We start from the raw sequence: 25,838 nt of genomic DNA on the forward strand, positions 1-25,838 counted from the left end.
CGATGCAGGGGGCACTGACCGATCGTTACGTCGAGGCCAAGCGCCTCGCGCTGCAGGCCGCCGAGCTGTCGGCGGACGAGCGCGATGCGTTCATTGCCGATGCGTGCGCAGGCGACGATGCACTCGAGCGCGAGCTACGCTGGATGCTGCAGGCGCTCGATGCCACCCACACCGCCACGCTGCCAGTGCTGTCGGCAGTTTCGCCCGACCTCAGCGGGCACGATGCGCAGGCCAACGGGCCACGCCACTACCGGCTGCTGCGTCATCTGGGCGAAGGCGGCATGGGCACGGTGTACCTGGCCGAGCGCTGCGACGGCGACTTCACCCAGCAGGTGGCGCTCAAGCTGCTCACTGCCGCGGCCGAAGGCTCGCCGATCCTCACCGAGCGCTTCAGCCAGGAGCGCAAGCTGCTGGCGCGGCTGGAGCATCCCGGCATCGCGAGGTTGCTCGACGGCGGCGCGCTGGCCGACGGCAAACCGTTCCTGGCGATGGAGTACGTGCAGGGCGAGCGGATCGATGCGTGGTGCGATCGCCACGCGCTGGATCTGCCCGCGCGTATCGCGCTGTTCCTGAAGGTCTGTGCCGCGGTGGAGTATGCGCACCGCAACCTGATCATCCATCGCGACATCAAGCCGGCGAACATCCTGGTCACCGAGGACGGCACGCCGAAGCTGCTGGATTTTGGCATCGCGCGCATCCTGGACGGTCAGGCCGAGCTGCTGGTGACAGCGACCGCCGCCCATGCGATGACGCTGGCCTACGCCAGCCCCGAGCAGATCGAGCGCCTGCCGCTAACCACCGCCGCGGACGTCTATTCGCTCGGCGTGGTGCTCTACCAGCTGGTGGCCGGCCGTCGCCCGTACCAGCACCTGGTCACGCCGCACTTGCTGTCGAACGCGATCGTCACCGGCGACGTGCTGCCGCCGAGTCGAGCCGCGCGGCTCGCGCGTCAGGAGGCTGGCCAGCCGCCGGTGCGGACGCGCGCGGTGCCGCGCGATCTCGATGCGATCGTGCTCAAGGCGCTAAGGCGCAAGGTGGACGACCGCTATCCCGGCGTCGCGGCGTTGTCCGCGGATCTGCAGCGCTTTCTGGAGTGCCGCCCGGTACAGGCGCGGCGCGGGCGGCAGTGGTATCGCATGCGGCGCTACCTGCAGCGCAACCGCTGGCCGCTGGCGGCCGGCGCGGCGGTGCTTTTGGCGGTAGTGGCCGGACTGTTCAGCACGCTGCTGTCCCTGCGCGAGACGCGGCTGGCCCAGCAGCTCGCCGAGCAGCGCCAGCACCAGCTCGAACGCATCGTCGATTTCCAGCAGACCGCGCTCGACAGCGTGGACATCGACGCGATGGGGCATGCCATCGCGCAGGCGCAGCGGGCCAAGACGGATGCATCGGAGGCCGGCTCCACCGACGTCGCGCGGCATGCGCTGGACACCTTCGTGGTGACCCACGCGCTGGATCGCCTCGATCACGATTTCGCCGATGCGCCGCTGCTCGCCGCCGACATGCGGCAGTCGCTGGCACGCGTACTGGTCGGCATCGGCAGCTATTCGCATGCAGCGGCCGAACTGGGCAAGGTGCTGGCCACGCGGCAGCGGCTGGCGCCCAACGACGCCCCGGCGCTGCTAGGCACGCGCCTCGATCTGGCCGGCGTGCGACTGCGCCAGGGCGACACGACGTCTGCCGCAACGCTGTATGCCAGCGCTCTCGGTGCCGCCTCGGCACGGCCATTCACCGACCCGCTGCGGATACAAGCCGAAGCCGGACACGCTCGCGTGCTGGTGGCACAGGGACGTCTGCCCGAGGCGGAAAAGCTGCAGCAGGCCATGTTCGACGCGCTCGGCCAGCGGCTGCCCGCCACCGATCCGGAACTGCTGCGCCTGCGCCGCGACCTGATCACCACGCTGATCGGGATGGGGCGGCGCGATGAAGCGCTGGCCCAGGCCGAACCGCTGGTGGCGCTCGATCGCACCACCTTCGGCGCCGAGGCGCGCGAGACCCTCGACGCGATGGTGACGCTTGCCCAGTTGCAGCATTACCGGCACAACTTCGAACAGTCGCTGGTGCTGGCACGCGAGGTGGCGGCAGTTCGACTGAAGCGGCTGGGAGCCGACCACCCGGACACCCTACGCGCGCAGCACATGGTGGCGATGGACGAGGTGTACCTGGCGCAGGATGAGGCCGCCTTCGACCCAGCTGGCGCCGACCTGCAGCGCTTGATCGACGCACGCCGACGCGTGCTGGGCCCGGAGCATCCCGACACCATCGCCTCCATGACGCTGCAGGTGCGTCTGCTGGCCAAGCGCGGCAACGCCAGCGACGATTCGGCGATACGGCATCGTTTCATGGCCCAGGCGATCGAATTGGAGCGGCAGATCCTCGCAGCGCATCAGCAGCAGTTGGGCGAGGACCATCCGGATACGCTGATGGCGCACGGCAGTCTCGCTAACCTGCTGAGCTACGACGGGCAGTACGCGGAAGCCGTACGCGAGGCCCAATTGACCCTGGCTGGGCAGCAGCGCGTGCTCGGCCCCGCGCATCCGATCGTGTTCGCTACCTACGGCCTGCTGGGCGACATCGAGGTGGATGCCGGCCATTGGGCCGAGGCCCGTGCACCCTACGAGAAAGCGCTGGTCGGGCGCGACAAGCGGCTCGGCACCGACGATGCGCTGACGGTGGAGACCGCCTCACGCCTGTACGAGGTGCTCGATCACTTGCATGACGCCCGCGCCGCATTGGCGCTACGCCAGCGCTATCTGGATCCGATCGTCGCGAAGGATCCGGCCACCCTCAACGCCAGTCTGAAGGACGTGCGGCAGTCGGCGTTGAGTGTGCTGGGCCTGGCCAAGGCGCCGCTCACTCCCTGAGCACTGGTGCATGCGGTGAATCGGATGCATGAAAACAGAACGGGCCGCTTTGGCGGCCCGTTCCGGTACTTCTCTCGATGTCGCCCCGGCAGCGCTTTGCCCGGGGCGAACGACCGGCGTGCCGGTTACTTCAGCTTGGCGTCGGCGCGCAGCGCGTCGGCCTTGTCGGTCTTTTCCCAGGAGAACGCGGTGTAGGTGCTGCCGTCGGCGGCCTTCACCTCGTACGGCGTGCGGCCGAAGTGGCCGTAGCTGGCGGTCTGCTGGTACATCGGGTGGATCAGGTCGAGCATCTTGATGATGCCGTACGGACGCAGGTCGAAGTGCTTGCGGATCAGCTTCTCGATCTTGTCGTCGGCGATCTTGCCGGTGCCGAAGGTGGTGACCGAGATCGAGGTCGGTTCGGCCACGCCGATGGCGTAGCTCACCTGCACCTCGCAGCGGTCGGCGATGCCCGCGGCCACGATGTTCTTGGCCACGTAGCGCGCCGCGTAGGCGGCCGAGCGGTCGACCTTGGACGGATCCTTGCCCGAGAACGCGCCGCCGCCATGGCGGGCCCAGCCGCCGTAGGTGTCGACGATGATCTTGCGGCCGGTCAGGCCGCAGTCGCCCACCGGCCCGCCGATCACGAACTTGCCGGTCGGGTTGATGTGGAACTTGGTGCCCTTGTGCAGCCACTTGGCCGGCAGCACGGGCTTGAGGATGTGCTCACGCACGGCCTCGATCAGGTCCTTCTGCTTGACGCCCGGGTCGTGCTGGGTCGACAGCACCACGGCGTCGATCGCTGTGGCGGTGCCGTTCTCGTAGCGCAGGGTGACCTGGCTCTTGGCGTCCGGGCGCAGCCACGGCAGCGGCGAGTTCTTCTTCTTGCGGACCTTCGCCTGCTGCTCGACCAGGCGGTGCGAGTAGTAGATCGCCGCCGGCATGAAGTCCTTGGTCTCGTTGGTGGCGTAGCCGAACATCAGGCCCTGGTCGCCGGCGCCCTGTTCCTCGGGCTTCTTGCGGTCCACGCCCTGGTTGATGTCGGGCGACTGCTTGCCGATCAGGTTGAGCACGCCGCAGGTCTCGCCGTCGAATCCGACCTCGGAGGAGTTGTAGCCGATGTCGACGATGACCTTGCGGGTCAGCGCTTCGAGGTCGATCCACGCGCTGGTGGTGACCTCGCCGGCCACGATGGCCACGCCGGTCTTCACCAGGGTCTCGCAGGCAACGCGCGCGCGCGGATCCTGCGCGAGGATCGCGTCGAGGACGGCATCGGAAATCTGGTCGGCGACCTTGTCCGGGTGGCCTTCGGAGACCGACTCGGAGGTGAAGAGATGGCTGCTCATCGTGGGATATATCCTTCCTTTCGGATAAAGAGATAGAAACGGTCGCGCATCATACAACGGTCGGTTCGGCTTTGCAGGGCGGGCGCCGCGGGCCGCGCCCGTTTCGTTCAGCCGTCTGGACGGCCGCACGGCGTGGCGTTCAGAGCAGCTCGCTGCGGTTGCGGCCGCCACGCTTGGCGCGGTACAGCGCGCTGTCCGCGCGTTCGAAGGCGGTGTCTGGCGAGTCGTCGCCGCGCAGCACGGTGACGCCGCACGAGAGCGTGATGCGCACCGGCCGCTGCTGCCCGTGGAAGCCCAGGCTTTCGATCCGTTTGCGCAGCGATTCGGCCACGCGCATGGCGGCCTCCGCACCCACGCCGGAGAGCACCACCACGAACTCCTCGCCGCCGTAGCGGGCCAGCAGGTCGTCCGAGCGCAGGCCGGCGCGCAGCTGCTCGGCGACGATACGCAGCGCGCGATCGCCGGCGGCGTGGCCGAAGCTGTCGTTGATCTCCTTGAAACGGTCGATGTCCAGCACCAGCAGGGCGGTCTCGCCACCACCCTGCGCAATGCGCAGGCAGGCATCGGCCATGTGCTGCTCGAACACCAGCCGGTTGGCCACGCCGGTGAGGGGATCGGTGGAGGCCAGCGCCTGCTCGTGGCGCAGCGTGGCTTCCATCGCCTGCGCCGAGCGCTCCAGTTCGCGGATGCGCTGGCCCATCTGCTCGGTGCGCGCCTGCCACTCGCGCTCGCGCGCAGCTTCGCGCTGGCGGAAGGTCTTCAGGTGCCCGCTGATCGCCCCGAGACGCTGCTGCACCTCGACCTGCAGCGCGCCCAGTTCCTGCGCCTGCGCAACGTGGGCTTCCAGCGCGGTGATTTCGCCCAGCACCTCGTGGTCGAGCTGGTCGCGTGCGCTTTCGCCGTCGCGATGGGACATGTCCTCGCGGGCGAGGTAGACGGCCAGCTCTTCCAGCTGTTCGGTGACATGCTTGAGCAGCCGCTCGGCGGCGGCGCGGGCCTCGCCGATGCGGCGGCAGTGGCGGTTGACCAGCGAGGCGACGGCCTCGGCCTGTACCGCCAGCGTGGCCGCATCGGCGCTGGCCAGGATGGTGTCGCGCAGCGCGTTCAGCCGCGCCACCGCGTCGTCGTCCAGCCGCAGCCGGTCGACCAGGGCGAGCAGCACCTGGCCGGTGGAGAGGGACTCGGTGAACGGATGCGGATCAGGCGCGCCGCCGCGGGCGGCGGCGGACGGCAGCGGTTCGTCCAGCGCCTTGATCGCCTCGCCCAGCTCGGACAACAGCGCCTCCAGCGCCGGCTCGTCGACCGCATCGCGCACCTGGCGGCGGATGTTGCCCAGGCTGATATCCAGCGCGGCGACGCGACCGTCGGCGGCGTAGGTCAGCCGCGTGACCAGCCGGCGCAGCAGCGCATCCAGCCGCAGCCAGCGCGCCTCGCTGCGTTCGAGCCGCTCGACCGCTTCCTGCTGCGCGCGCGTGGGGGGACTGGCTTCCATGGGAGGGCGATTGGCTTTCGGCGGACGGGCTATCGTACGCGCCCGCGGTGATCGGTGCCTACCGGGACTCGCTCCCCTTGGCGCCGCGCTCGCTCAGGCGGCGACATCGCACGCAGCGAGATCGCCGGCGGCGAGCGCGGCGAAATATCGGCGCGTGAGCGCGAGCTGCTCGTGCGCCGTCTCGGCCCGATTCACCACCTGGCGGAAGGCGGCGTTTTCCGGACGGTCCTTGGCGTACCAGCCCAGATGCTTGCGCGCGATGCGCACGCCGGCCAGCTCGCCATAGAACGCGTGCAGATGTTCCAGATGGCCGAGCAGGATCGCGGCGACTTCATCCGGGGTGGGCTCCGGCAGCGTCTCGCCGGTGGCGAGGTAATGCGCGATCTCGCGGAAGATCCAAGGCCGGCCCTGCGCGCCGCGGCCGATCATCACCGCATCGGCGCCGGTGACGTCGAGCACGTGCTTCGCCCGCTGCGGCGTGCTGATGTCGCCGTTGGCCAGCACCGGGATGCGCACGGAAGCCTTCACCGCGGCGATGGTTTCGTATTCCGCTTCGCCTTCGTATTTGTCCGCGCGGGTGCGCCCGTGAACCGACAGCGCGGCGATGCCGCTGTCCTCGGCGATGCGGGCGATGCGCAGCGCGTTCTTGTGGTCGCGATCCCAGCCGGTGCGGATCTTCAGGGTGACCGGTATCTCGACCGCCTCCGCCACCGCCTTGCAGATGCGCGCCACCAGCGGCTCGTCCTGCAGCAGCGCCGAGCCGGACCACACGTTGCACACCTTCTTGGCCGGGCAGCCCATGTTGATGTCGATGATCTGCGCGCCGTTGGCCACGTTGAAGCGCGCCGCCTCCGCCAGCATCGCCGGATCGTAGCCGGCGATCTGCACGCTCACCGGCTCGGGTTCGCCCGCGTGGTCCATGCGCCGCAGCGACTTGCGGGTGTGCCACAGCGTGGGGTCGGCGGTGGTCATTTCGGACACGGCCAGCCCCGCGCCAAGCCGCTTGCACAGCAGGCGGAACGGCTTGTCGGTGACGCCCGCCATGGGGGCGAGCACCACGGGCGGGTCGATGCGGTAGGGGCCGATCTGCATCCGCCTATTGTAGCGGCCCATGATCGGCCCTGTAGGAGCGCACCCTGTGGGCTTCCTGCAAGGATGGTCAGTGCGCGAGGCTGGCTTCGACTTCGCTAGGCGCCGGGCGTACGTGCTTGTGCCGGAACAGGATCAGGAACGCGATCGCGACCACCGCCGAATACGCGGCGAAGCTGATCCAGATGCCGTGCCAGTCCTTGGCTCCGTCAGGTGCGGTGAAGAACGCCTCGATCACCACGCCGGAGATCGAGCTGCCCAGCACCGCGCCGACGCCGTTCGTCATCATCATGAACAGGCCCTGCGCGCTGGCGCGGATCGCCGGGTCGCTCTGCGACTCCACGAACAGCGAGCCGGAGATGTTGAAGAAGTCGAACGCCATGCCGTAGACGATGCACGACAGCACGATCATCCACAGCCCAGGGCCCGGGTTGCCGTAGGCGAACAGGCCGAAGCGCAGCGCCCACGCGGCCATTGAGATGAACATCACCGTCTTGATGCCGAAGCGCTTGAGAAAGAACGGGATGGCTAGGATGAACAGCGTTTCGGACACCTGCGAGATCGACATGATGATCGCCGGGTACTTCACCGCAATCAGGCCCGCGTACGCCGGCTCGGTGGCGAAGTCGTGCAGGAAGGTGTCGCCGTAGGCGTTGGTCAACTGCAGCGAGGCACCCAGCAGCATCGCGAAGATGAAGAAGATCGCCATCTTCGCGTTCTTGAACAGCTTGAACGAGGTCAGGCCCAGCGTGTCCAGCAGCGAGCGGCTGGAGGCGATGCGCTCGAGCTTGGGTGGGCAGGGCGGCAGGGCGAATGCGTACAGGCCCAGCACCAGCGCCGCGCCGGCGGCGACGTAGAACTGGCCGGAGGTGGTTTCAAGGTGCAGCAGGCTCACTGTCCACAGTGCCGCGATGAAACCCACCGTGCCCCACACGCGGATCGGCGGGAAGTGGGTCACCACGTCCAGCCCGTCACGCTTGAGCGCGTTGTAGGCCACCGCGTATGACAGCGCAATGGTGGGCATGTAGCAGCACATGTTCACCAGCATCACCCAGAACAGCACGCCGGGCTGGTCGATCGTCGGCACGATGCAAAGCACGATTGCGCCGAGGATGTGCAGTATTCCGTAGAGCTTCTCGGCGTTGATCCACTTGTCCGCCACCACGCCCATCAGCGAGGGCATGAACACCGAGGCGATGCCCATGGTGGAGAAAATCGCGCCGAACTGCGCGCCGCCCCAGTGCTTGTTCTGGAACCAGTACGCGCCGATGGTGATCAGCCACGATCCCCAGACGAAGAACTGCAGGAAATTCATCACGACCAGGCGGAACTTGATGCTCATCGGGGCTCTTCGTGCGGCAGGTGGACAAGGGGCGCCGCTGGCACGCGCCGGGTCGAACGCGACAGGTTGCGCCGCAGGTTCGATCGGTTCGTGAGCTGAGGGCATTCCCCGCAAGCCGGCCCGCGCCAGCGGGCCGAGGGCGCAGGTCAGCGTAGAGGAGCGGGCACGCGCCGGGCAAGCTGCGCCGCGAGCTGTGCGCGGCGGTCTACACTGCGACGCCCCGTCGCCCCGGTTTCGCCCCCATGCCGCTGTTCCTCACGATCGCCCTGGTGCACCTGCTGGCGTTGGCCAGCCCCGGCCCGGATTTCCTGTTCGTCTCGCAGACTGCGGCCAGCCGTTCGCGCGCGCAGGCGATGGCCGGCGTGCTGGGTATCGCGTTGGGCATCGCGGTGTGGGCCGCGCTGGCGCTGCTGGGACTGCACGTGCTGTTGCACCGGCTCGCGTGGCTGCAGCGCACGGTGGCCATCGCCGGCGGCGCCTACCTGCTGTGGATGGGGTGGCAGCTGCTGCGCGCGGCGTGGCGCCCGGCTGCTGCGGCATCCGGCGGTTCGGCTCCGCTCCCGGCCGGCGCCTGGCGCAGCCTGCGCGCCGGCCTGCTCACCAATCTCGCCAATCCCAAGGCCGTGGTGTATTTCGCCAGCGTGTTTTCAGCGCTGGTCGGTCCGGCGGTGACCACCGCCACGCGCTGGCAACTCTGGATACTGGTGGCGGTGGAGTCGCTGGCGTGGTTCGCACTGGTGGCCACGCTGTTCGCGCTGCCGCCGATGCGGCGCGCCTATCTGCGCAAGGCGCGCGTCATCGACGGCCTGGCCGGTGGCGTGTTCGTGCTGTTCGGCCTGCAGCTGATGCTGGGTTAGGCGAGCGAAACCCGGACTGCATCGCGCCGTGCAGGGTTCCGGTCGCCCCTGCCGCCATGCGCCACCTATTGCGTAGCGTGTGCCGGGCTATTCCGCCTCGAAGGCGCCGCGCAGCCAATGCATCTTTGCGGCGTCGCCGAGGCCGTCGTAGCTGACCACGTCGAAGCGGCAGGCGCGCTGCGCGTGCTGCGGATGCGCGGCCAGCCACAGCGAGGCGGTGCGCAGCAGCTTGTCGCGCTTGCTGCGGGTGATCGAGGCGGCCGCGCTGCCGTGGCCGCGCGCGCCGCGCTGGCGCACTTCCACGAACACGATGGATTCGCCCTCACGCATCACCAGGTCAAGCTCGCCGTGGCGGGTGGTGTAGTTCTGCGCCAGCAGGCGCAGGCCGTGACGTTCGAGTTCGCGCCGGGCGCGCTCCTCGAAGCTCGCGCCGGTGGCCCGCATCAGGGCGTGCCGCTACCCACGCTGCTGGCTGGCGCCGGCACGCTGTTGGACGGCAGCTCGGCCGGAGGCGCGGCCGAGGGCGCGTCGTCCATCTGCAGGCTGCCGGTGAGCGGCCGCGCCACCCCGTCGGTGAACCTGGCCCACACCAGCACGCGCCGCACCCGGCCGAACTGGTCGGCGGTGAGCTGGCCGGTGGCGCCGGGCAGGTAGCTGCCGGGATGGTCGCGCAGCCATGCCAGGTATGGCGCGAGGTTCCACGCGTCCATGCCGAAAGCGAACAGGCGCGCCGCACTGCCGCTGGCGGCCGGCAGCAGGGCGGCCATGCCGGCGTGCGGCGGCAGGCCGGGCTGCGCGTCGAACAGCCACGGCGCGTCGCAGAACTCCACGCCTTCCAGGTCGCGGTCGTCGCCGGCGTCGTCGCTGCCTGCATAGATATGCGAGGTGGCGAACACCGGCAGGGTGATCCGCTTGATGCGCAGCTGCGGCACCAGCAGGCGCGCCTGCTCCGGTCGCATGCTGATGAATACCGCCGCGTCGGGGTTGTCCGCGGCGATGTTCATGCCGGCGATGGTGTCGCCGAAATTCACGCTGCCCGACGGCAGGCTGGCCTGGGTGGCGACCTGGCCGCCGCGGGCGATCAGCTCGGCCTTGAACGCGTCCGCGGCGCGCTGTGCGAAGTCGTCGCCGGAGATGATCACGTATGCCGTGTGCAGGCCGCGCTCGATCAGGTGATCAGCCGCCTGGGCGCCCTCGGTCTCCGGCAGCAGGCCGAATTCGGTCACGCTGGCCGAGGGCATCGCCTTGTCGTCGGGATGGTTGAGCGCCAGCACCGGCACCGGCAGCGGGTTCTGGCCGATCACCGCGTTCACCTCGGCGCGGGTCAGTGGCCCGATCACCAGTTGGGCGCCGTCCTGCACTGCCTGCCGGTAGGCCTTGATCGCGCCGTCCGCAGTGCCGCCGCTGTCGTATACGCGCAGCGCGGCGCGCGGCGCGTGGTTGCGGCTGGCGTCGGCGTAGGCGGCGAAGAAGCCCTCGCGGATCGACGAGGTGGCGCCGGCGAAATCGCGCGTGGCGGGCAGCAGCAGCGCGATCTGGCTGGGCATGCGGTAGCCCTCGCGCACGTTCGCATCGGCGCCGGGCAGCATGGTGCCTACCGGCTGGTTCAACTCCGGCTGGGGGTGGGCGACTGTGATGCCTTGCTGCGACAGCGCCTCGTTGATCCACGGCAGCATGCGATCGGAACGGGTCATGGCGCCGGCGCGCCGCTGCAGCTCGGCCACGCCCAGGCGACCGAGCAGGCCGAGGATCTGGCGCTGGTTCTGCGTGCGATCCAGTCCGCTCAGCGAATCGTCCATCTGCACGCGGGTGCGCGCGGCACCCCACGGATCGCCGCTGGCATCGAGTGCGCGGGCGCGCAGCTCGAGCAGGCGCAGCTGCAGCGCCTGCGGCACGCGCAGGCTGGGTTGGGTGGTGAGTGCGAGCGCGGCCCGCGGGTCGCCGTGATGCAGCGCGATCTCGGCGCGCAGCAGGTCCAGTCGCACCGGCTCGTCGTCGGTCAGCCGCTCGCGGCGCACATCGGTCAGCACGCCGGCGGCGCGATCCAGCTCGCCCTCCTGGCGATAGGTCTCGGCGGCGTTCAGGCGGTAGCTGTCTGCGTGCGAAGGGTTGGCTGTGGCAAGCGCGAGATAGGCCTGGGCCGCCTGCTCGAACTGTCCCTGCTGGCGCAGCGCGTCGGCATTCTGCATCGCGCTGATTTCCGCGGGCGAGCGCCGGGTGGCCGTGGGCACGCACGCAGCGAGCGCGAAGCTGATCAGCAGGGCGAAGGCGGCGGCGCGGTACAGGCGCATGGAAAGTCCTTGAGTCGAGGTAGTCGTGATCGTGAAGGTCGGACTGCGCGATGATAGACGATCAATCCGCCGCACCGCGGCCGCAAGGATTTCCCGATGCCCTCCGTTCAACCCGGTTCGCTGTGGGTGGTCGCCACGCCGATCGGCCATCGCGACGACTTCACCGCCCGTGCCGTGCAGACGCTGCGCCAGGTGGCGGTGATCGCGGCCGAAGACACGCGTCACAGCCGCCCGCTGCTGCAGCATCACGGCATCGACACGCCGCTGGTGGCGCTGCACGAACACAACGAGCGTGACGTGGTGGATGCGCTGGTCCAGCGCATGCTGGATGGTGAATCGGTGGCACTGATCTCTGATGCGGGCACGCCGCTGATCAGCGATCCGGGGTTCCGGCTGGTGCGTGCCGCGCGCGCGGCAGGCGTGCGCTGCATCCCGGTGCCGGGCGCCTGCGCGGCGATTGCCGCGCTGTCGGTGGCCGGACTGCCGAGCGACCGTTTCGTGTTCGAGGGCTTTCTTCCGCCCAAGGCGGCGGCGCGACGGGCGCGACTTCAGGAGCTGGCGGGCGATCCGCGCACGCTGATCTTCTATGAGTCCTCGCATCGTGTAGCCGAGAGCCTGGCCGACATGCGCGACGTGTTCGGCGGCGGACGCGAGGCCGTGCTCGCGCGCGAGCTGACCAAGCTGTTCGAGACGGTGATCGGCGAACCGCTCGACGGTCTGGCGGCGCGCGTCGCGGCCGATCCCGACCAGCAGCGCGGCGAGTGCGTGCTGCTGGTAGCCGGGCGCGGTGAGGAGGTGGATGCCCGGCTCGCCGAAGGGCAGCGGGTGTTTGCGATCCTGCGCGAGGAATTGCCGCCGGCGAGGGCCGCCAAGCTGGCTGCGGCGATCAGTGGAGCGCCGCGCAAGGCCCTGTACCAGGCCGAGTAGTGAGGGAAGAGAAGTGAGGAGTGAGAGAAAGCGGAGGGGCGTGGCGCGCCCCCTCACTCCTCACTCCTCACTCCTCACCACTCGCTCCTGTATCCTTGCCAATGGAGTCGGCCGGACAGTCGCGTCGCACGCAAGTGCATCGAGGAAAGTCCGGGCTCCACAGGGCAGAGTGCCAGGTAACTCCTGGGCGGCGTGAGCCGACGGCCAGTGCAACAGAGAGCAGACCGCCGAACGGCATCTTCGGATGCGCGTGGTAAGGGTGAAAGGGTGCGGTAAGAGCGCACCGCGTACGGGGCCAACGCCGTACGGCACGGTAAACCCCACTCGGAGCAAGACCAAATAGGGGAACGATAACGCGGCCCGCGTTGTTCCCGGGTAGGTTGCTGGAGCCAGGCGGCGACGCCTGGCCGAGAGGAATGACTGTCGCGCCGCAAGGCGTACAGAACCCGGCTTACAGGCCGACTCCACCTTTCTCCACCCCGGGCGGGTCACCGCCCGGGGTTTTTCGTGGAGGCGTCGGCGACTGAATGCCGGTTCACGCCCCGCGGCCGTTCTGGCGTGCGAGGTCGCATGCCGGGAAGAAACAAAAATCCCTTTCATTCAAGCGCCTTGCTTGGCTTCCTCATGTAAGGTGTGAATTGTCGTCACCTCTTTGCTTTTACTCCTTGATTCACAAAAGAAATTCCCTTGACAGTCTCAGGGGGCGAGACTATCGTGGGTTTCGGTGTGAAATCGTGGGTTTTAGTGGAGTCATTGCGACGTGTTCCAGGGCGAAACCGCCATCACCGTTGACGACAAGGGCCGCCTTGCCATCCCCACGCTGTATCGGGAGCTGGTGACGGGCGCCTGCGGCAATCGTCTGGTGATCACCTACAACCCGTTCGAGCACGGCTGCCTGTGGCTGTTTCCGTACTCGGAGTGGGAACAGGTGCGTGACCAGGTCAATGCGCTGCCCAGCGTGAAGGCGGCTCACCGCAACCTGCAGATGAAGCTGGTGGGTGCGGCGGCGGTGGTCGAGCCGGACAGCGCGGCGCGCATCCTGCTGCCAGCCAGCCAGCGCGGCACCACGGGCATCGAGAAGCGGGCGGTGCTGCTGGGCATGGGCAACAAGTTCGAGCTGTGGAGCGAGCAGGCGCATCTGGCCAAGATCCGCCAGACCATCGGCGAAGACGACATCACCAGTGACATGGCCGATCTGCGCCTCTGAGTTTTCAGACGGTGCAGCGACAAAGTGCGGGACGGGAGCGGGAGTGCGGTATGGCCCAGAGCCGGAATACAAATTCAGGCTCGGCGCCGCTGCAGCACATTCCGGTGATGCTGGGCGAAGCTGTGGAGGGTCTCGCCGTGAAAGCGGGCGGGCGCTATCTGGATGGCACGTTTGGACGCGGCGGTCACGCCCGCGCCGTGCTGTCGCGCCTGGGTCCCGACGGCCGTCTGCTGCTGATGGATCGCGATCCGCAGGCGATCGCCGCGGCCAAGGCCGCGTTCGCCGATGACCCGCGCGTGTCGATCCGCCACGCCAATTTCTCCAGCCTGGCCGAGTGGGACGAAACCGCCGCGGGGCTGGACGGCATCCTGCTCGATCTGGGCGTGTCCTCGCCGCAGCTGGACGAAGCGGCGCGCGGTTTCAGCTTCATGGCCGATGCGCCGCTGGACATGCGCATGGACACCACCCAGGGCGAGAGCGCGGCCGAATTCCTGGCCCGCGCCGACGAACGCGAGATCGCCGACGTGTTGTGGCAGTTCGGCGAAGAGCGTCACGCCCGCCGCATCGCCCGCGCCATCGTCGCCGACCGCGACGCCACCCCGTTCACCCGTACCGGCCAGCTCGCCGCGCTGATCGAGCGCGTGGTCGGCCGCCGCGAGCCCGGCAAGCACCCGGCCACGCGCAGCTTCCAGGCCTTGCGCATCCGCGTGAATGGCGAGCTGGAGTCGCTGCAGCGCGGGCTCGATGCGGCGCTGGAGCGACTCAAGGTGGGCGGGCGACTGTCCATCATCAGCTTCCATTCGCTGGAGGATCGCGCGGTCAAGCTGTTCATCCGCGACCATTCCGGGCGCACGCAGGGCAGCCGGCGTGGCCCGCCGGTGGCGGCGGCGCCGGCGCGGCTGGCGCCGGTGGGCAAGGCGCAGTTCCCCTCCGACGCGGAGCAGTCGGCCAACCCGCGCTCACGCTCGGCGGTGCTGCGGGTGGCGGAGAAGCTCGCATGAGGATCTTCGGCGCCATTGCCCTCACCGGCCTGCTCTGCCTGGTACTGATTACCGCGCTCGGCGTGGTGTGGACACGCCACGAGAGCCGCGTGCTGTTCGTGCAGCTCACCAGCCTGCAGAACCAGCGCGACGATCTCAATGTGGAATACGGTCGGCTCGAACTGGAGCAGGCCACCTGGGCGGAGCCACGGCGTATCGACGAAGAGGCGCGCGCCAAGCTCGGCATGGTCACGCCGGCGCCGGCTGACATCCAGCTGGTGCGTCGATGAGCCGGCCGCGCAAGGTCACGCCGATGCAGCCGGGGCGCCGCCGTACGGCCGGTCCCAGCCCGCGCCGCCGCTTGACGGTAGTCGCGGTGCTGCTGGGTCTGGCCTCGCTGGGCCTCATGGCACGCGCCTTCGACGTACAGGTGGTGCGCAAAGGGTTCTACCAGGAGCAGGGCGATGCCCGCTTCCTGCGCGAGGTGCCGATCGCGGTGTCGCGCGGCACCATCTTCGATCGCAACGGCGAGCCGCTGGCGGTGTCCACACCGATGGTGTCGATCACCGCCGTGCCCTCGCAGGTGCTGGCGAACGACGATCAGCTGCCGCAGCTCGCCGCCGCGCTGGGCACGCAGCCGGACCAGTTGCGCGAGTACCTCGAGCAGCGCGCCAGCCGCGAATTCACCTACCTCAAGCGCCAGATGAGCCCGGAAGACGCCCAGGCGGTGCTCAGTCTTGGCATCCCCGGCATCAACGGGCAGCGCGAGTTCCGCCGCTATTACCCGTCCGGTGAAGTTACCGCGCACGTGCTGGGCTTCACCAACATCGACGACCACGGCCAGGAGGGCCTGGAGCTGGCGTTCGACGACTGGCTCTCCGGCCAGCCCGGCAAGAAACGGGTGATCCGCGACAACAAGGGCCACATCGTCGAGGACGTCGAGCAGGTGCGCGAGCCCAAGCCGGGCAAGAACCTCACGCTCAGCATCGACCGCCGCATCCAGTTCCTCGCCTACAGCGAGCTGAAGGCTGCGGTGGAAAAGTCCGAGGCCGACTCCGGCACCATGGTGATCCTCGACGTGAAGACGGGCGAGGTGCTGGCGATGGTCAACATCCCCACCTACAACCCGAACGCCGTGGGCAGCAGCTCGGCGTCGGCCCGTCGCAACCGCGCCGTCACCGACGTGTTCGAGCCCGGCTCCACCATCAAACCGATCCTGATGGCGGCGGCGCTCTCCAGCGGCAAGTTCACCCCGACCAGCCCGGCTATCGACACCACCGGCGGGCACTGGTTTTTCGGCGGTCATGACATCCACGACACGCACGACTACGGCGTGCTCACGCCCACCGGCGTGATCACCAAGTCGAGCAACGTGGGTGCGGCCCATATCGCCATGCAGCTCGACACCGAGCTCATGTACAACACCTATCGCGCGTTCGGCTTCGGCAACTCCACGCAGAGCGGTTTCCCGGGCGAAGCGTCGGGGCGCCTGCGCATCGGGCGCGACTGGCGCCCGCTGGAGAAGGCAATCCTCGGCTACGGCTACGGCTTGAACGCCACCGCCCTGCAGCTGGCCACCGCCTATGCGGCGCTGGGTGACGGCGGCGTGCTGCACAGTCCGACCTTCATCAAGGGCGGGCAGAGCGAAGCGACAGCGGTAATCGAGCCGGGCATTGCGCGCGAGATCGTGGACATGATGGAGACCACCACCCAGCCCGGCGGTACCGCCGCGCCGTGGGCGTGGATCGCCAACTATTCGGTGGCCGCCAAGACCGGCACCGCACACAAGGCGCAGGCCGGCGGTTACGCCAAGGATGCCTACGGCGCCGCCTTCGCCGGTCTGGTGCCGGCCAGCAATCCGCGCCTCGCCGCCGCGGTGATGATCGACAACCCGCGCAAGGGCAGCTACTACGGCGGCCTCGCCTCCGGCCCGGTGTTCGCCAAGGTGATGGACGGCGCACTGCGCCTGCTCGACATCCCGCCGGACAATATCGGTCGCTGGTACGTGGGCGGCCCGATGCAGGGCAAGAACGGACTGATCGGCAACAAGCCGCCGGACGCACCGAATATCGAGGAGGCGCCCGTGGACCGGGCGACGCCATGACCGGAACGCGCCTCGACCGCCTGCTGCTGGGCTTTGCCGACACCGCCGCGCTGAGCGGCATCGTCGTTTCCGGACTCACGCTCAACTCCCGCGATGCGCGGCCGGGCTTTGCCTTCGTTGCCCTGCGCGGCACCCGCCAGCACGGCATCGCCTTTGCCGCCGATGCGGTGGCGCGTGGCGCGGTGGCGGTGATCGCCGATGCGCCGGCACCGCCGGATGCGCCCTCGCTCGGCGTGCCTGTGGTGTGGGTCGATGCACTGGCCGGACACGTCGGCGAGATTGCCGCGCGCTTCTATCGCCATCCCTCGCAGGAGCTGCGGCTGATCGGCGTCACTGGCACCAACGGCAAGACCTCGACGGTGCAGCTGGTGGCGCAGGCGCTGGACCGTCTCGGTCATCGCGCTGCCAGCATCGGCACGCTGGGCGCCGGGCTGGTGGGCCAGTTGCGCGAAGGCGAGCGCACCACGCCGGACGCGATCAGCGTGCAGGCACAGCTGGCGACGTTCCGCGATGCTGGCGCCAGCCACGTGGCGATGGAAGTTTCCTCGCACGCGCTGGTGCAGGGACGGGTCAATGCGGTCGATTTCGAAGTCGCCGCCTTCACCAACCTTACCCACGACCACCTCGACTACCACGGCAGCATGGAAGCCTACGGCGCGGCCAAGGCGCGCCTGTTCGCGTGGCCGGGGCTGCAGGCGGCCGTGGTGAACATCGACGACGCCTTCGGCGCCACGCTGGCCGAGCGGCTGCCCGCCACGCTGCGCCGGCTGCGCGTGAGCGCCGCCGGACGTGCGGACGCAGAAGTGGCGGCCACCGGCATCGTCACCTCCGGCGAGGGGCTGGCGTTCCAGCTGCGCACGCCGTGGGGTTCACGCGCGATCCGCAGCCCGCTGCTGGGGCGTTTCAACGTCTCCAACCTGCTCACCGTCGTGGCCTGCCTCGGCGCGCTGGGCGAGCCGTTCGAGCAGCTCGTGGCCGCGGTGGAATTGCTCTCGCCGGTCAACGGCCGCATGAATCGCCTCGGCGACGGCCTGCGCCAGCCGCTGGTGGTGATCGACTACGCCCACACGCCCGACGCGCTGGAACAGGCGCTCGCCGCGCTGCGTGCGCATTGCGCCGGACGCTTGCTGTGCGTGTTTGGCTGCGGCGGCGAGCGCGACGCCGGCAAGCGCCCGGTGATGGGCGCGATCGCCGAGCGGCTGGCCGACATCGCCATCGTCACCGACGACAACCCGCGCGGCGAAGACGGCGACGCCATCGTGGCGCAGATCGTGGCCGGCTTTGCCGACCCCGCCAGGGCGCGAGTCGAGCGCGATCGCGAGGCGGCGATCCGGCTGGCGCTGTCGCTGGCCCGCGCCGGCGACGTGCTGCTGGTGGCCGGCAAGGGCCACGAGACCTATCAGGAGGGCGCGCAAGGCAAGCGCCCGTTCGACGATCTGGCGGTGGCGCGCGCCGCGCTGGAGGCCTGCGCATGATGTCGCTCGGCACCATCGCGCTGTGGACCCGCGGAACGCTGATCGGCGCCGACGTCGCCGTGCAGGGCGTGGCGATCGACACCCGCAAGCTGAAGGCCGGCGACATGTTCGTGGCGCTGCCGGGCGAGCGCGTCGACGGGCATGACTACGCTGCCGAGGCGATCGCCCGAGGCGCCGTGGCGGCGATGGTCACGCGCCGGCTCGATCTCGCCATTCCGCAGGTGCTGGTGAACGATGCGGCCGCGGCGCTGGGCGACCTGGCCAGCGCAGTGCGCGCCCAGCGCGACGTGCGCGTAGTCGGCATCACTGGATCCAACGGCAAGACCACAGTGAAGACGCTCACCGCGTCGATCCTCGCGCGCCACGGCCGCACCCACGTCAACGCCGGCAACTACAACAATGAACTGGGCCTGCCGCTGACGCTGCTGGCGATGCCGCGGGACACGCAATTCGCCGTGCTGGAGATGGGTGCCGGCAAGCCCGGCGACATCGCCTACCTCGCCGGCATCGCGCGCCCTGATATCGGCGTGATCACGTGCATCGCGCCGGCGCACCTGGAGCGCATGGGCAGCATCGAGGGCGTGGCCGAAACCAAGGGCGCGTTGTACCAGGCGCTGCCCGCCGATGGCGTGGCGATCATCAACGCTGACGACGCGTTCGCGCCGTTCTTCGCCGGGCTCGCCGGCTCGCGCCGCGTGCTGCGCTACGGGCTGGAACAGCCCGCCGACGTCGCGGCGGACATTATCGAGCAGCGCGTCGACGGCTCGCGCTTCGTGTTGAAGACGCCGCAGGGCGACGCTGATATCGCGCTGCCGCTGGCCGGCCGCCACAACGTCGCCAACGCGCTGGCGGCCGCCGCGGTGGCGTTGGCACTCGACGTGCCGCTGGCGACCATCGTGGCCGGCCTCGAGCAGGTCGACGGCGTCGCCGGTCGCCTCAAGGTGGAAGCGATGCCCGGCGGCTGGACCCTGATCGACGACAGCTACAACGCCAATCCCGGCTCGGTCACGGCGGCCATCGATACCTTGGCGCTGGCGTCGGGTGAGCGGGTGCTGGTGTTGGGCGACATGGCGGAACTGGGCGCCAACGCCCGCGCACTGCATGCCGGCATCGGCGCCCACGCGAAGGCGCGTGGCATCGATCGCCTGCTCGCGGTCGGTCCGCTGAGCGGCGCTGCGGTCGCGGCATTCGGCGAAGGCGCGACGCACTTCGACAGCAAGGACGCACTCATCGCCGTGTTGCAGCCGCTGTTGCGCCGCGGCGTCACCTGCCTGGTCAAGGGCTCGCGTTCGGCGGGCATGGACCAGGTGGTCTCGGCCTTGCGCCCCCCAACCGAACGTGGAGGCGCGCCCCATGCTGCTTGAACTGGCCGACTGGCTCGCCCGGCACTTCGCCGCGGTGCACCTGTTTCAGTACATCACCTTCCGCACGATCATGGCGGCGCTCACCGCGCTGGCGATGTCGCTGCTGTTCGGCCCGGCGGTGATCCGCAAGCTGGCCCAGCTCAAGGCGGGGCAGGTGGTGCGCAGCGACGGTCCGCAGACCCACCTGACCAAGGCCGGCACGCCGACCATGGGTGGCGTGATGATCCTGTTGTCGGTGGCAATTTCCACCGTGCTGTGGGCCGACCTGCACAACCGCTACGTGTGGCTGGTGCTGGCGGTGACGCTGGGCTTCGGCGCGATCGGCTTCTACGACGACTACCGCAAGATCGTCCTGCGCGACAGCCGCGGCCTGGCCTCGCGGTGGAAGTATTTCTGGCAGTCGGTGTTCGGCCTGATCGCCGCGTGGTTCCTGTTCCACACCGCGCAGCTGCCGGCGGAAACCGCGCTGTACGTGCCGCTGTTCAAGCAGGTGGCGATTCCGCTGGGCGTGCTGTTCGTGGTGCTGGCCTACTTCATGATCGTGGGCTTCTCCAACGCGGTGAACCTCACCGACGGCCTCGACGGTCTGGCGATCATGCCGACCGTGCTGGTTTCCGGCGCGCTGGGCGTGTTCGCCTACCTGGCCGGCAACAAGGTGTTCTCCGAGTACCTGGGCATTCCCTCGATTCCCGGCGCGGGCGAGCTGTCGATCTACTGCGGCGCGCTGGCCGGCGCGGGGCTGGGCTTCCTGTGGTTCAACACGTACCCGGCGCAGGTGTTCATGGGCGACGTGGGCGCGCTGGCGATCGGCGCGGCGCTGGCGGCGATCGCGGTGATCGTGCGCCAGGAGATCGTGCTGCTGGTGATGGGCGGTGTGTTCGTGATGGAAACCGCCTCGGTGATGATGCAGGTGGCTAGCTTCAAGCTCACCGGCAAGCGCATCTTCCGGATGGCGCCGATCCACCACCACTTCGAGCTCAAGGGCTGGCCCGAGCCCCGAGTGATCGTGCGCTTCTGGATCATCAGCGTGGTGCTGGTGCTCATTGGCCTTGCCACGTTGAAGGTGCGCTGATGTTCGGCTTCGGAACCAGCCAGGCGGTGAAGCGGCAAGGGCCGCGCGGCAGCTTCGACCTGCCGCTGCTGCTCGGGCTCGTGGGCCTGGCCAGCATGGGCGTGGTGATGGTCGCCTCCAGCTCCATCGCGGTGGCCGACAGCCAGCACATCGGTGCGTTCTATTACCTCAAGAAGCACCTGTTCTACCTCGCGCTCGGGCTGACCCTGGCCGGCTTCGCCATGCGCGTGGAGCTGAAGCTGCTGGAGAAATACTCCATGCCGCTGCTGCTCGCCGCCGGCCTGATGCTGCTGGCGGTGTTCGTGCCGCACTTCGGCATGCGCATCAACGGCGCCCGCCGCTGGCTCAACCTCGTCGTGATCAGTTTCCAGCCGGTGGAGGCGGTGAAGCTGATCCTCGTCGTCTACGTGGCGAGTTTCCTGGTGCGCTACCGCGACAGCGTGGAAAACACCTTCTGGGGCCTGCTGCGTCCGATCATCGTGGCCGGCGTCATCGTGCTGCTGCTGCTGGCGCAGCCTGACTTCGGCTCGGCCACGCTGGTGATCGCGGTCACCATCGGCATGGTTTGGCTGGGCGGCGCGCGGCCGATCTTCCTGTTCCTGATGGGCCTGCCGCTGATGCCGCTGCTGGCGATCGCCGCCACCAGCGAGAGCTACCGCATGAAGCGGCTCACCTCGTTCATGGACCCGTGGAAGGATCCGTTCAACGACGGCTTCCAGCTGACCCAGTCGCTGATGGCGATCGGTCGCGGTGAATGGACCGGGGTGGGCCTGGGTTCCAGCGTCCTGAAGCTCTCGTACCTGCCCGAGGCGCATACCGACTTCATTCTTGCCGTGATCGGCGAGGAGCTGGGCCTGGCGGGCGTGATTGCGGTGATCGCGCTGTTCGCGCTGGTGGTGGCGCGTGGCTTCACCCTGGGCCTGCGCGGCATCGAGGTGAACCAGCGCTTTGCCGGCTACGTGGCCTTCGGCATCTCGATGATGATCGGGCTGCAGGCGATGGTGTCGATCGGCGTGAACCTCGGCGCGCTGCCCACCAAGGGCCTCACGCTGCCGCTGATCAGCTCGGGCGGTTCGTCGGTGCTGCTCACCTGTGCGATGGCCGGCGTGCTGCTACGCGCCACCTACGAAATCAACCGTGCGCGCGACGCCCGCCAGATGGCCACGCGCATGCCGGCGCTGGCCGTGCCCGACGCCAACGCCGCACCGGCGATGCGCGATCGCCAGGCGGAGGCCGCATGAGCGCGTCCGTGCGCCCCGTGCTGATCATGGCCGGCGGAACCGGCGGCCATATCTTCCCTGGCCTGGCGGTGGCCGACTTGCTGCGCGCCCACGGCGTGCCGGTGGCGTGGCTGGGCGCGCGCGGCGGCATGGAAACCCAGGTGGTGCCGGCCCACGGCATCGAACTGCACGAGGTGCCGGTCGGCGGCCTGCGCGGCAAGGGCTGGAAGACGCGACTCGGCGCCCCGTTGATGCTGGCGCGCGCGCTGCTTGCCTCGCTCGCCGTGCTGCGCCGGCTGCGTCCGCGCAGCGTGCTGTCGATGGGCGGCTACGTGGCCGGTCCCGGTGGCCTCGCAGCGCGGCTCACCGGCACGCCGCTGCTGGTGCACGAACAGAATTCGGTGGCCGGCTACACCAACCGCAAGCTGGCCGGGTTCGCCCGTCGCGTGCTGACCGGCTTCGACGGCGCACTGCCCAACGGCATGTGGGTGGGCAATCCTGTGCGCGCGTCGATCGCCGCGCTGCCGGCGCCGGCAGCGCGCATGGCCGGGCGCAGCGGCCCGGCGCGCCTGCTGGTGCTCGGTGGCAGCCTGGGTGCTCGCGCGCTCAATCTCACCGTACCCCAGGCGCTCGCCGAGATGCCGGTGGATCAGCGCCCACGCGTGCTGCACCAGTGCGGCAAGCGCGGCCTCGATGAGGCGCGCCGAGCCTATGCCGAAGCCGGCGTGGCGGCCGACGTGGTGCCCTTCATCGACGACATGGCCGCCGCCTACGGCGAGGCCGATCTCGCTATATGCCGCGCGGGTGCGCTCACCCTCGCCGAGCTCACCGCGGCCGGGCTCGGTGCCGTGCTGGTGCCGTTCCCGCACGCAGTCGACGACCACCAGACCCGCAATGCCGAGGCGCTGGTCGCCGCTGGCGCCGCTGAACTGATCAAGGAAAGTGAACTGGACGTACAGCAACTCGCGCAGCGCCTCACCGTGCTGCTGGCCGATCGCCCCGGCCTTGTGGCCATGGCGAGCGCCGCCCGCACGCTGGCCAAGCCCGATGCGGCGCAATCCATCGCCCGCGCCTGTCTGGAGGTGACCGCATGACGCCGCGTCGCCTGCTGCAGCACGAAGATCTGATGAGCACCTTCCGCCGCGTGCATTTCATCGGCATCGGCGGCGTCGGCATGAGCGGCATCGCCGAGGTGCTGCACAACCTCGGCTACGCCGTGTCCGGCTCGGACCGGTCGAACTCGGCCACCGCCCAACGCCTGGCCGGGCTGGGCATCGAGGTGCGCATCGGCCACGAGGCGGCGCACGTGGGCGACGCCGACGTGGTGGTCACCTCCAGCGCGATCCGCGCCGACAATCCGGAACTGCTCGCCGCGCGCGAGGCACGCATTCCGGTGATCCCGCGTGCGGAGATGCTGGGCGAGCTGATGCGTTTCCGCCGCGGCATCGCGATCGCAGGCACGCACGGCAAGACCACCACCACCAGCCTGGTCGCCAGCGTGCTGGCCGAGGCCAACTACGACCCGACGTTCGTGATCGGCGGCCAGCTCAACGCGGCCGGCGCCAATGCGCGCCTGGGCACCGGGCAGTACTTGGTGGCCGAGGCGGACGAGTCGGACGGTTCGTTCCTGCTGCTGTCGCCGGTGATCGCGGCGATCACCAACATCGACGCCGACCACCTGGAGAACTACCACGGCGATTTCGCCGAGGTGAAGAAGGCGTTCTCCGCTTTCCTGCACCGCCTGCCGTTCTACGGCCTGGCGGTGTTGTGCGTGGACGACGCGGAAGTGGCCGAGCTGGCGCGCGACACCTCGCGCCGCATCATGACCTACGGCATCGAGCGCAGCGACGCCGACGTGCGCGCCGTCAACGTGACGCAGCGCGGCTTCACCATGCACTTCGATCTGGTGCTGCCGGGCCGCGCCGACGCGCTGCCGGTGCAGCTCAACCTGCCCGGCAAGCACAACGTGCTCAACGCGCTGGCCGCCGCCGCGATCGGCTGGCAGCTGGGCGTGGAGGCCGAAGCCATCGGTCGCGCGCTGGCCGGATTCCAGGGCGTGGGCCGGCGTTTCCACGCGCGCGGCGAGCTGGCGCTGGAGCAGGGCGGCAGCGCGCTGCTGATCGACGACTACGGCCATCACCCGCGCGAACTTGCCGCGGTATTCGCCGCCGCCCGCGGCGGCTGGCCGGAGCGTCGCCTCGTGGTGGCCTTCCAGCCGCACCGCTACAGCCGCACGCGCGATCTGCTCGACGACTTCGCCAACGTGCTGGCGGAAGCCGACGTGCTGCTGCTGACCGAGGTCTACCCGGCCGGCGAGGCGCCGATTGCCGGCGCCGACGGCCGTGCGCTGGCACGCGCGGTGCGTGCGCGCGGCAAGGTCGATCCGGTGCTGGTCGAGCATCCGCGCGATTTCAAGGACACCCTGCCGACCCTGCTGCGCGACGGCGACCTGTTGCTGCTGCTGGGCGCCGGCGATATCGGCGCCGCGGCGCTGGAGCTGGCCCGGCCGGGCAGCCTGAGGACCACCAAGTGATGAACAAGATCAACGATCCCGCCCAGTTCGGACGCGTCGCGGTGGTGATGGGCGGCAGCTCCGCCGAGCGCGAGGTGTCGCTCGATTCCGGCCGCAACGTGCTGGCCGCGCTGCAGGCGCGCGGCGTGGACGCGCACGGCATCGACGGCATCCCGGCACTGCTCGACGCGCTGCGCGCGGGCCACTTCGCGCGCGTGTTCAACATCCTGCACGGCCAGCACGGCGGCGGTGAGGACGGCGTGCTGCAGGGCGCACTGGAATCGCTCAACGTGCCGTATACCGGCTCGGGCGTGCTCGGCTCGGCGCTGTCGATGGACAAGACGCGCTCCAAGCGCGTGTGGCAGTCGCTGGGTCTGCCGACACCGAAGTTCGTTGCGCTGCCGCGCGGCGCCGACGTGCACGCTGCCGCGCGCGAGATCGGCTTTCCGCTGATCGTGAAGCCGGCCTGCGAAGGCTCCAGCGTGGGCGTCACTCGCGTGTTCGAGGAGAGCGACCTCGATGCCGCGGTCGAGCTGGCCGCGAAGTATCCGGGCGACCTGCTGATGGAGACGCTCATCGAAGGCGACGAGCTGACCGTGGCCATCCTCGGCCGCCAGGTGCTGCCGAGCATCCACATCGTGCCCAAGGGGGCGTTCTACGACTACAACGCCAAGTACATCGCCGAGGACACGCGTTATCTCTGTCCCGGGCTGCAGGGCGAGGCCGAGGCCGAACTGCGCGCGCTGTCGCTGCAGGCGTTCGACGCGCTCGGCTGCAGCGGCTGGGGCCGCGTCGACGTGATGCGCGATCGCACCGGCCGCAACTGGCTGCTGGAAGTGAACACCGCCCCGGGCATGACCTCGCACTCGCTGGTGCCCAAGGCTGCAGCCGCCGCGGGTATCTCCTACGAGGAATTGTGCTGGCGCGTGCTGGAAACCAGCTTCGACAAGGATCGCGGCATTCCCGGAGGGCGCCCATGAGGGGAGTCATCCGCCTCGTCGCCTGGTGCCTGGCCATCGCCCTAGTGGTGCTGCCGGTCGTCGGCGTGCTGCGCGGCTGGTTCGCGGCCGATCGTTGGCCGGTCACCCGGCTCACCGTGCAGGCGGAGTTCCGTCACGTGAAGGCCGAGCAGATCCGCGACGTCGTGCGTCCGCGGCTGGGTCGCGGCTTCTTTGCGCTGGATCTCGACGCGGTGCAGAAGGCCGTCGCCGCGCTGCCGTGGGTGGAATCGGTGGAGGCCAGCAAGCGCTGGCCGGACACCTTGCTGTTGCGCATCTACGAGCGCCAGCCCTTCGCGCGCTGGAACGACAAGCAGCTGATCAGCCGCCAGGGCCAGGTGTTCGACGTGCCGGCCAGCGAGCTCGATGCGAGCCTGCCCAGCCTGCACGGACCGGACGACCGGCTGGCCGAGGTGGTGAGCTTCTACGCCGATACCCGCAAGGCGTTCGGCGGCACCCATCTGCAGATCACCGGCGTGTCGCTCACCGAGCGGGGCAGCTGGAGCCTCGCCACCGCGGACGGCGCGCAGATCGTGCTGGGCGATCGCGAACAGGCGGCCCGCCGGCTGCGCCGCTTTCTCGACGTGTACCCGCAGGTGGTCGCCGGCCACGCCACCGGGTTCGCCTATGCCGATCTTCGCTACACCAACGGTTTCGCCGTGCGCTGGCCACCGGCTGCCGGCATCGCCAATGAAACAGGTGCGCCCCGCACATGACGACGA

General features: G+C 69.4%; 21 protein-coding genes and 1 other RNA gene. 16 read left to right on the plus strand and 6 right to left on the minus strand.

All coding sequences use genetic code 11. The features are described 5' to 3' along the window. The first annotated feature begins 2 nt into the window (after window positions 1–2). Window positions 3–2,861, plus strand: coding sequence for a serine/threonine-protein kinase (locus tag ISP17_RS03650; protein ID WP_404630153.1), 2,859 nt, complete (start codon window positions 3–5; stop codon window positions 2,859–2,861). A 125-nt stretch (window positions 2,862–2,986) separates the two neighbouring features. Here the strand turns inward: ISP17_RS03650 and metK are convergent, their stop codons facing one another. The 4 genes from metK to ISP17_RS03670 form a co-directional block, all read right to left on the minus strand. Further along, on the minus strand, window positions 2,987–4,186 hold the full coding sequence (gene metK, locus ISP17_RS03655; protein WP_404630154.1) for a methionine adenosyltransferase: 1,200 nt from the start codon (window positions 4,184–4,186) through the stop codon (window positions 2,987–2,989). Window positions 4,187–4,325: 139 nt separating this feature from the next. Beyond that, on the minus strand, window positions 4,326–5,678 hold the full coding sequence (locus ISP17_RS03660; protein ID WP_404630155.1) for a GGDEF domain-containing protein: 1,353 nt from the start codon (window positions 5,676–5,678) through the stop codon (window positions 4,326–4,328). Window positions 5,679–5,771: 93 nt separating this feature from the next. Further along, on the minus strand, window positions 5,772–6,770 hold the full coding sequence (dusB, locus tag ISP17_RS03665) for a tRNA dihydrouridine synthase DusB (protein WP_404630156.1): 999 nt from the start codon (window positions 6,768–6,770) through the stop codon (window positions 5,772–5,774). Window positions 6,771–6,837: 67 nt separating this feature from the next. Beyond that, complete coding sequence (locus ISP17_RS03670) at window positions 6,838–8,109, minus strand: nucleoside permease (RefSeq protein WP_404630157.1); 1,272 nt, start codon at window positions 8,107–8,109, stop codon at window positions 6,838–6,840. Window positions 8,110–8,351: 242 nt separating this feature from the next. Between ISP17_RS03670 and ISP17_RS03675 the strand changes: the two genes are divergently transcribed. Then, window positions 8,352–8,966 carry a homoserine/threonine efflux transporter gene (locus tag ISP17_RS03675; RefSeq protein WP_404630158.1) on the plus strand — a complete coding sequence of 205 codons (615 nt, stop codon included), beginning with the start codon at window positions 8,352–8,354 and terminating at the stop codon, window positions 8,964–8,966. Between the two features lie 87 nt (window positions 8,967–9,053). Here ISP17_RS03675 and ISP17_RS03680 read toward each other — a convergent pair whose 3' ends face one another. Further along, window positions 9,054–9,410 (minus strand): YraN family protein, encoded by a 357-nt coding sequence (locus ISP17_RS03680; protein ID WP_404630159.1) that lies wholly within the window; start codon window positions 9,408–9,410, stop codon window positions 9,054–9,056. Next, window positions 9,410–11,257 carry a penicillin-binding protein activator gene (locus ISP17_RS03685; protein ID WP_404630160.1) on the minus strand — a complete coding sequence of 616 codons (1,848 nt, stop codon included), beginning with the start codon at window positions 11,255–11,257 and terminating at the stop codon, window positions 9,410–9,412. Before ISP17_RS03685 ends, ISP17_RS03680 begins: the two co-directional genes overlap by 1 nt. Window positions 11,258–11,353: 96 nt before the next feature. On the opposite strand from ISP17_RS03685, the gene rsmI reads away from it, so the two are divergent. The 14 genes from rsmI to ISP17_RS03755 all read left to right on the plus strand — a co-directional run bounded on the left by rsmI (window position 11,354) and on the right by ISP17_RS03755 (window position 25,832). Continuing rightward, window positions 11,354–12,184 carry a 16S rRNA (cytidine(1402)-2'-O)-methyltransferase gene (gene rsmI, locus ISP17_RS03690; protein ID WP_404630161.1) on the plus strand — a complete coding sequence of 277 codons (831 nt, stop codon included), beginning with the start codon at window positions 11,354–11,356 and terminating at the stop codon, window positions 12,182–12,184. A gap of 103 nt (window positions 12,185–12,287) precedes the next feature. Beyond that, window positions 12,288–12,654: RNase P RNA component class A (gene rnpB, locus ISP17_RS03695), an RNA gene on the plus strand. A 290-nt stretch (window positions 12,655–12,944) separates the two neighbouring features. Then, on the plus strand, window positions 12,945–13,391 hold the full coding sequence (mraZ, locus tag ISP17_RS03700; protein ID WP_404630162.1) for a division/cell wall cluster transcriptional repressor MraZ: 447 nt from the start codon (window positions 12,945–12,947) through the stop codon (window positions 13,389–13,391). Window positions 13,392–13,441: 50 nt separating this feature from the next. Next, window positions 13,442–14,392, plus strand: coding sequence for a 16S rRNA (cytosine(1402)-N(4))-methyltransferase RsmH (rsmH, locus tag ISP17_RS03705; protein WP_404630163.1), 951 nt, complete (start codon window positions 13,442–13,444; stop codon window positions 14,390–14,392). Beyond that, window positions 14,389–14,661 carry a cell division protein FtsL gene (gene ftsL / locus ISP17_RS03710; protein WP_404630164.1) on the plus strand — a complete coding sequence of 91 codons (273 nt, stop codon included), beginning with the start codon at window positions 14,389–14,391 and terminating at the stop codon, window positions 14,659–14,661. The genes rsmH and ftsL overlap by 4 nt, the downstream gene beginning before the upstream one ends. Further along, window positions 14,658–16,475 carry a peptidoglycan D,D-transpeptidase FtsI family protein gene (locus ISP17_RS03715; protein WP_404630165.1) on the plus strand — a complete coding sequence of 606 codons (1,818 nt, stop codon included), beginning with the start codon at window positions 14,658–14,660 and terminating at the stop codon, window positions 16,473–16,475. Before ftsL ends, ISP17_RS03715 begins: the two co-directional genes overlap by 4 nt. Next, window positions 16,472–17,950, plus strand: a complete 1,479-nt coding sequence (locus ISP17_RS03720; RefSeq protein ID WP_404630166.1) for a UDP-N-acetylmuramoyl-L-alanyl-D-glutamate--2,6-diaminopimelate ligase — start codon at window positions 16,472–16,474, stop codon at window positions 17,948–17,950. Before ISP17_RS03715 ends, ISP17_RS03720 begins: the two co-directional genes overlap by 4 nt. Further along, window positions 17,947–19,314, plus strand: coding sequence for a UDP-N-acetylmuramoyl-tripeptide--D-alanyl-D-alanine ligase (locus tag ISP17_RS03725; protein WP_404630167.1), 1,368 nt, complete (start codon window positions 17,947–17,949; stop codon window positions 19,312–19,314). Before ISP17_RS03720 ends, ISP17_RS03725 begins: the two co-directional genes overlap by 4 nt. Then, window positions 19,304–20,386 (plus strand): phospho-N-acetylmuramoyl-pentapeptide-transferase, encoded by a 1,083-nt coding sequence (mraY, locus tag ISP17_RS03730; RefSeq protein WP_404630168.1) that lies wholly within the window; start codon window positions 19,304–19,306, stop codon window positions 20,384–20,386. The genes ISP17_RS03725 and mraY overlap by 11 nt, the downstream gene beginning before the upstream one ends. After that, a complete protein-coding gene (gene ftsW, locus ISP17_RS03735; protein WP_404630169.1) occupies window positions 20,386–21,627 on the plus strand; it encodes a putative lipid II flippase FtsW in 1,242 nt (413 codons plus the stop codon). Before mraY ends, ftsW begins: the two co-directional genes overlap by 1 nt. Next, window positions 21,624–22,700, plus strand: coding sequence for an undecaprenyldiphospho-muramoylpentapeptide beta-N-acetylglucosaminyltransferase (murG, locus tag ISP17_RS03740; protein ID WP_404630170.1), 1,077 nt, complete (start codon window positions 21,624–21,626; stop codon window positions 22,698–22,700). Before ftsW ends, murG begins: the two co-directional genes overlap by 4 nt. Further along, a complete protein-coding gene (murC, locus tag ISP17_RS03745; protein WP_404630171.1) occupies window positions 22,697–24,139 on the plus strand; it encodes a UDP-N-acetylmuramate--L-alanine ligase in 1,443 nt (480 codons plus the stop codon). Before murG ends, murC begins: the two co-directional genes overlap by 4 nt. Beyond that, a complete protein-coding gene (locus ISP17_RS03750; RefSeq protein ID WP_404630172.1) occupies window positions 24,139–25,098 on the plus strand; it encodes a D-alanine--D-alanine ligase in 960 nt (319 codons plus the stop codon). The genes murC and ISP17_RS03750 overlap by 1 nt, the downstream gene beginning before the upstream one ends. Continuing rightward, on the plus strand, window positions 25,095–25,832 hold the full coding sequence (locus ISP17_RS03755; protein WP_404630173.1) for a cell division protein FtsQ/DivIB: 738 nt from the start codon (window positions 25,095–25,097) through the stop codon (window positions 25,830–25,832). The genes ISP17_RS03750 and ISP17_RS03755 overlap by 4 nt, the downstream gene beginning before the upstream one ends. The last annotated feature ends 6 nt before the right edge of the window (window positions 25,833–25,838 follow it).

It is taken from the genome of Dyella ginsengisoli (genome assembly GCF_044904665.1).
GTDB lineage: Bacteria > Pseudomonadota > Gammaproteobacteria > Xanthomonadales > Rhodanobacteraceae > Dyella_A > Dyella_A ginsengisoli.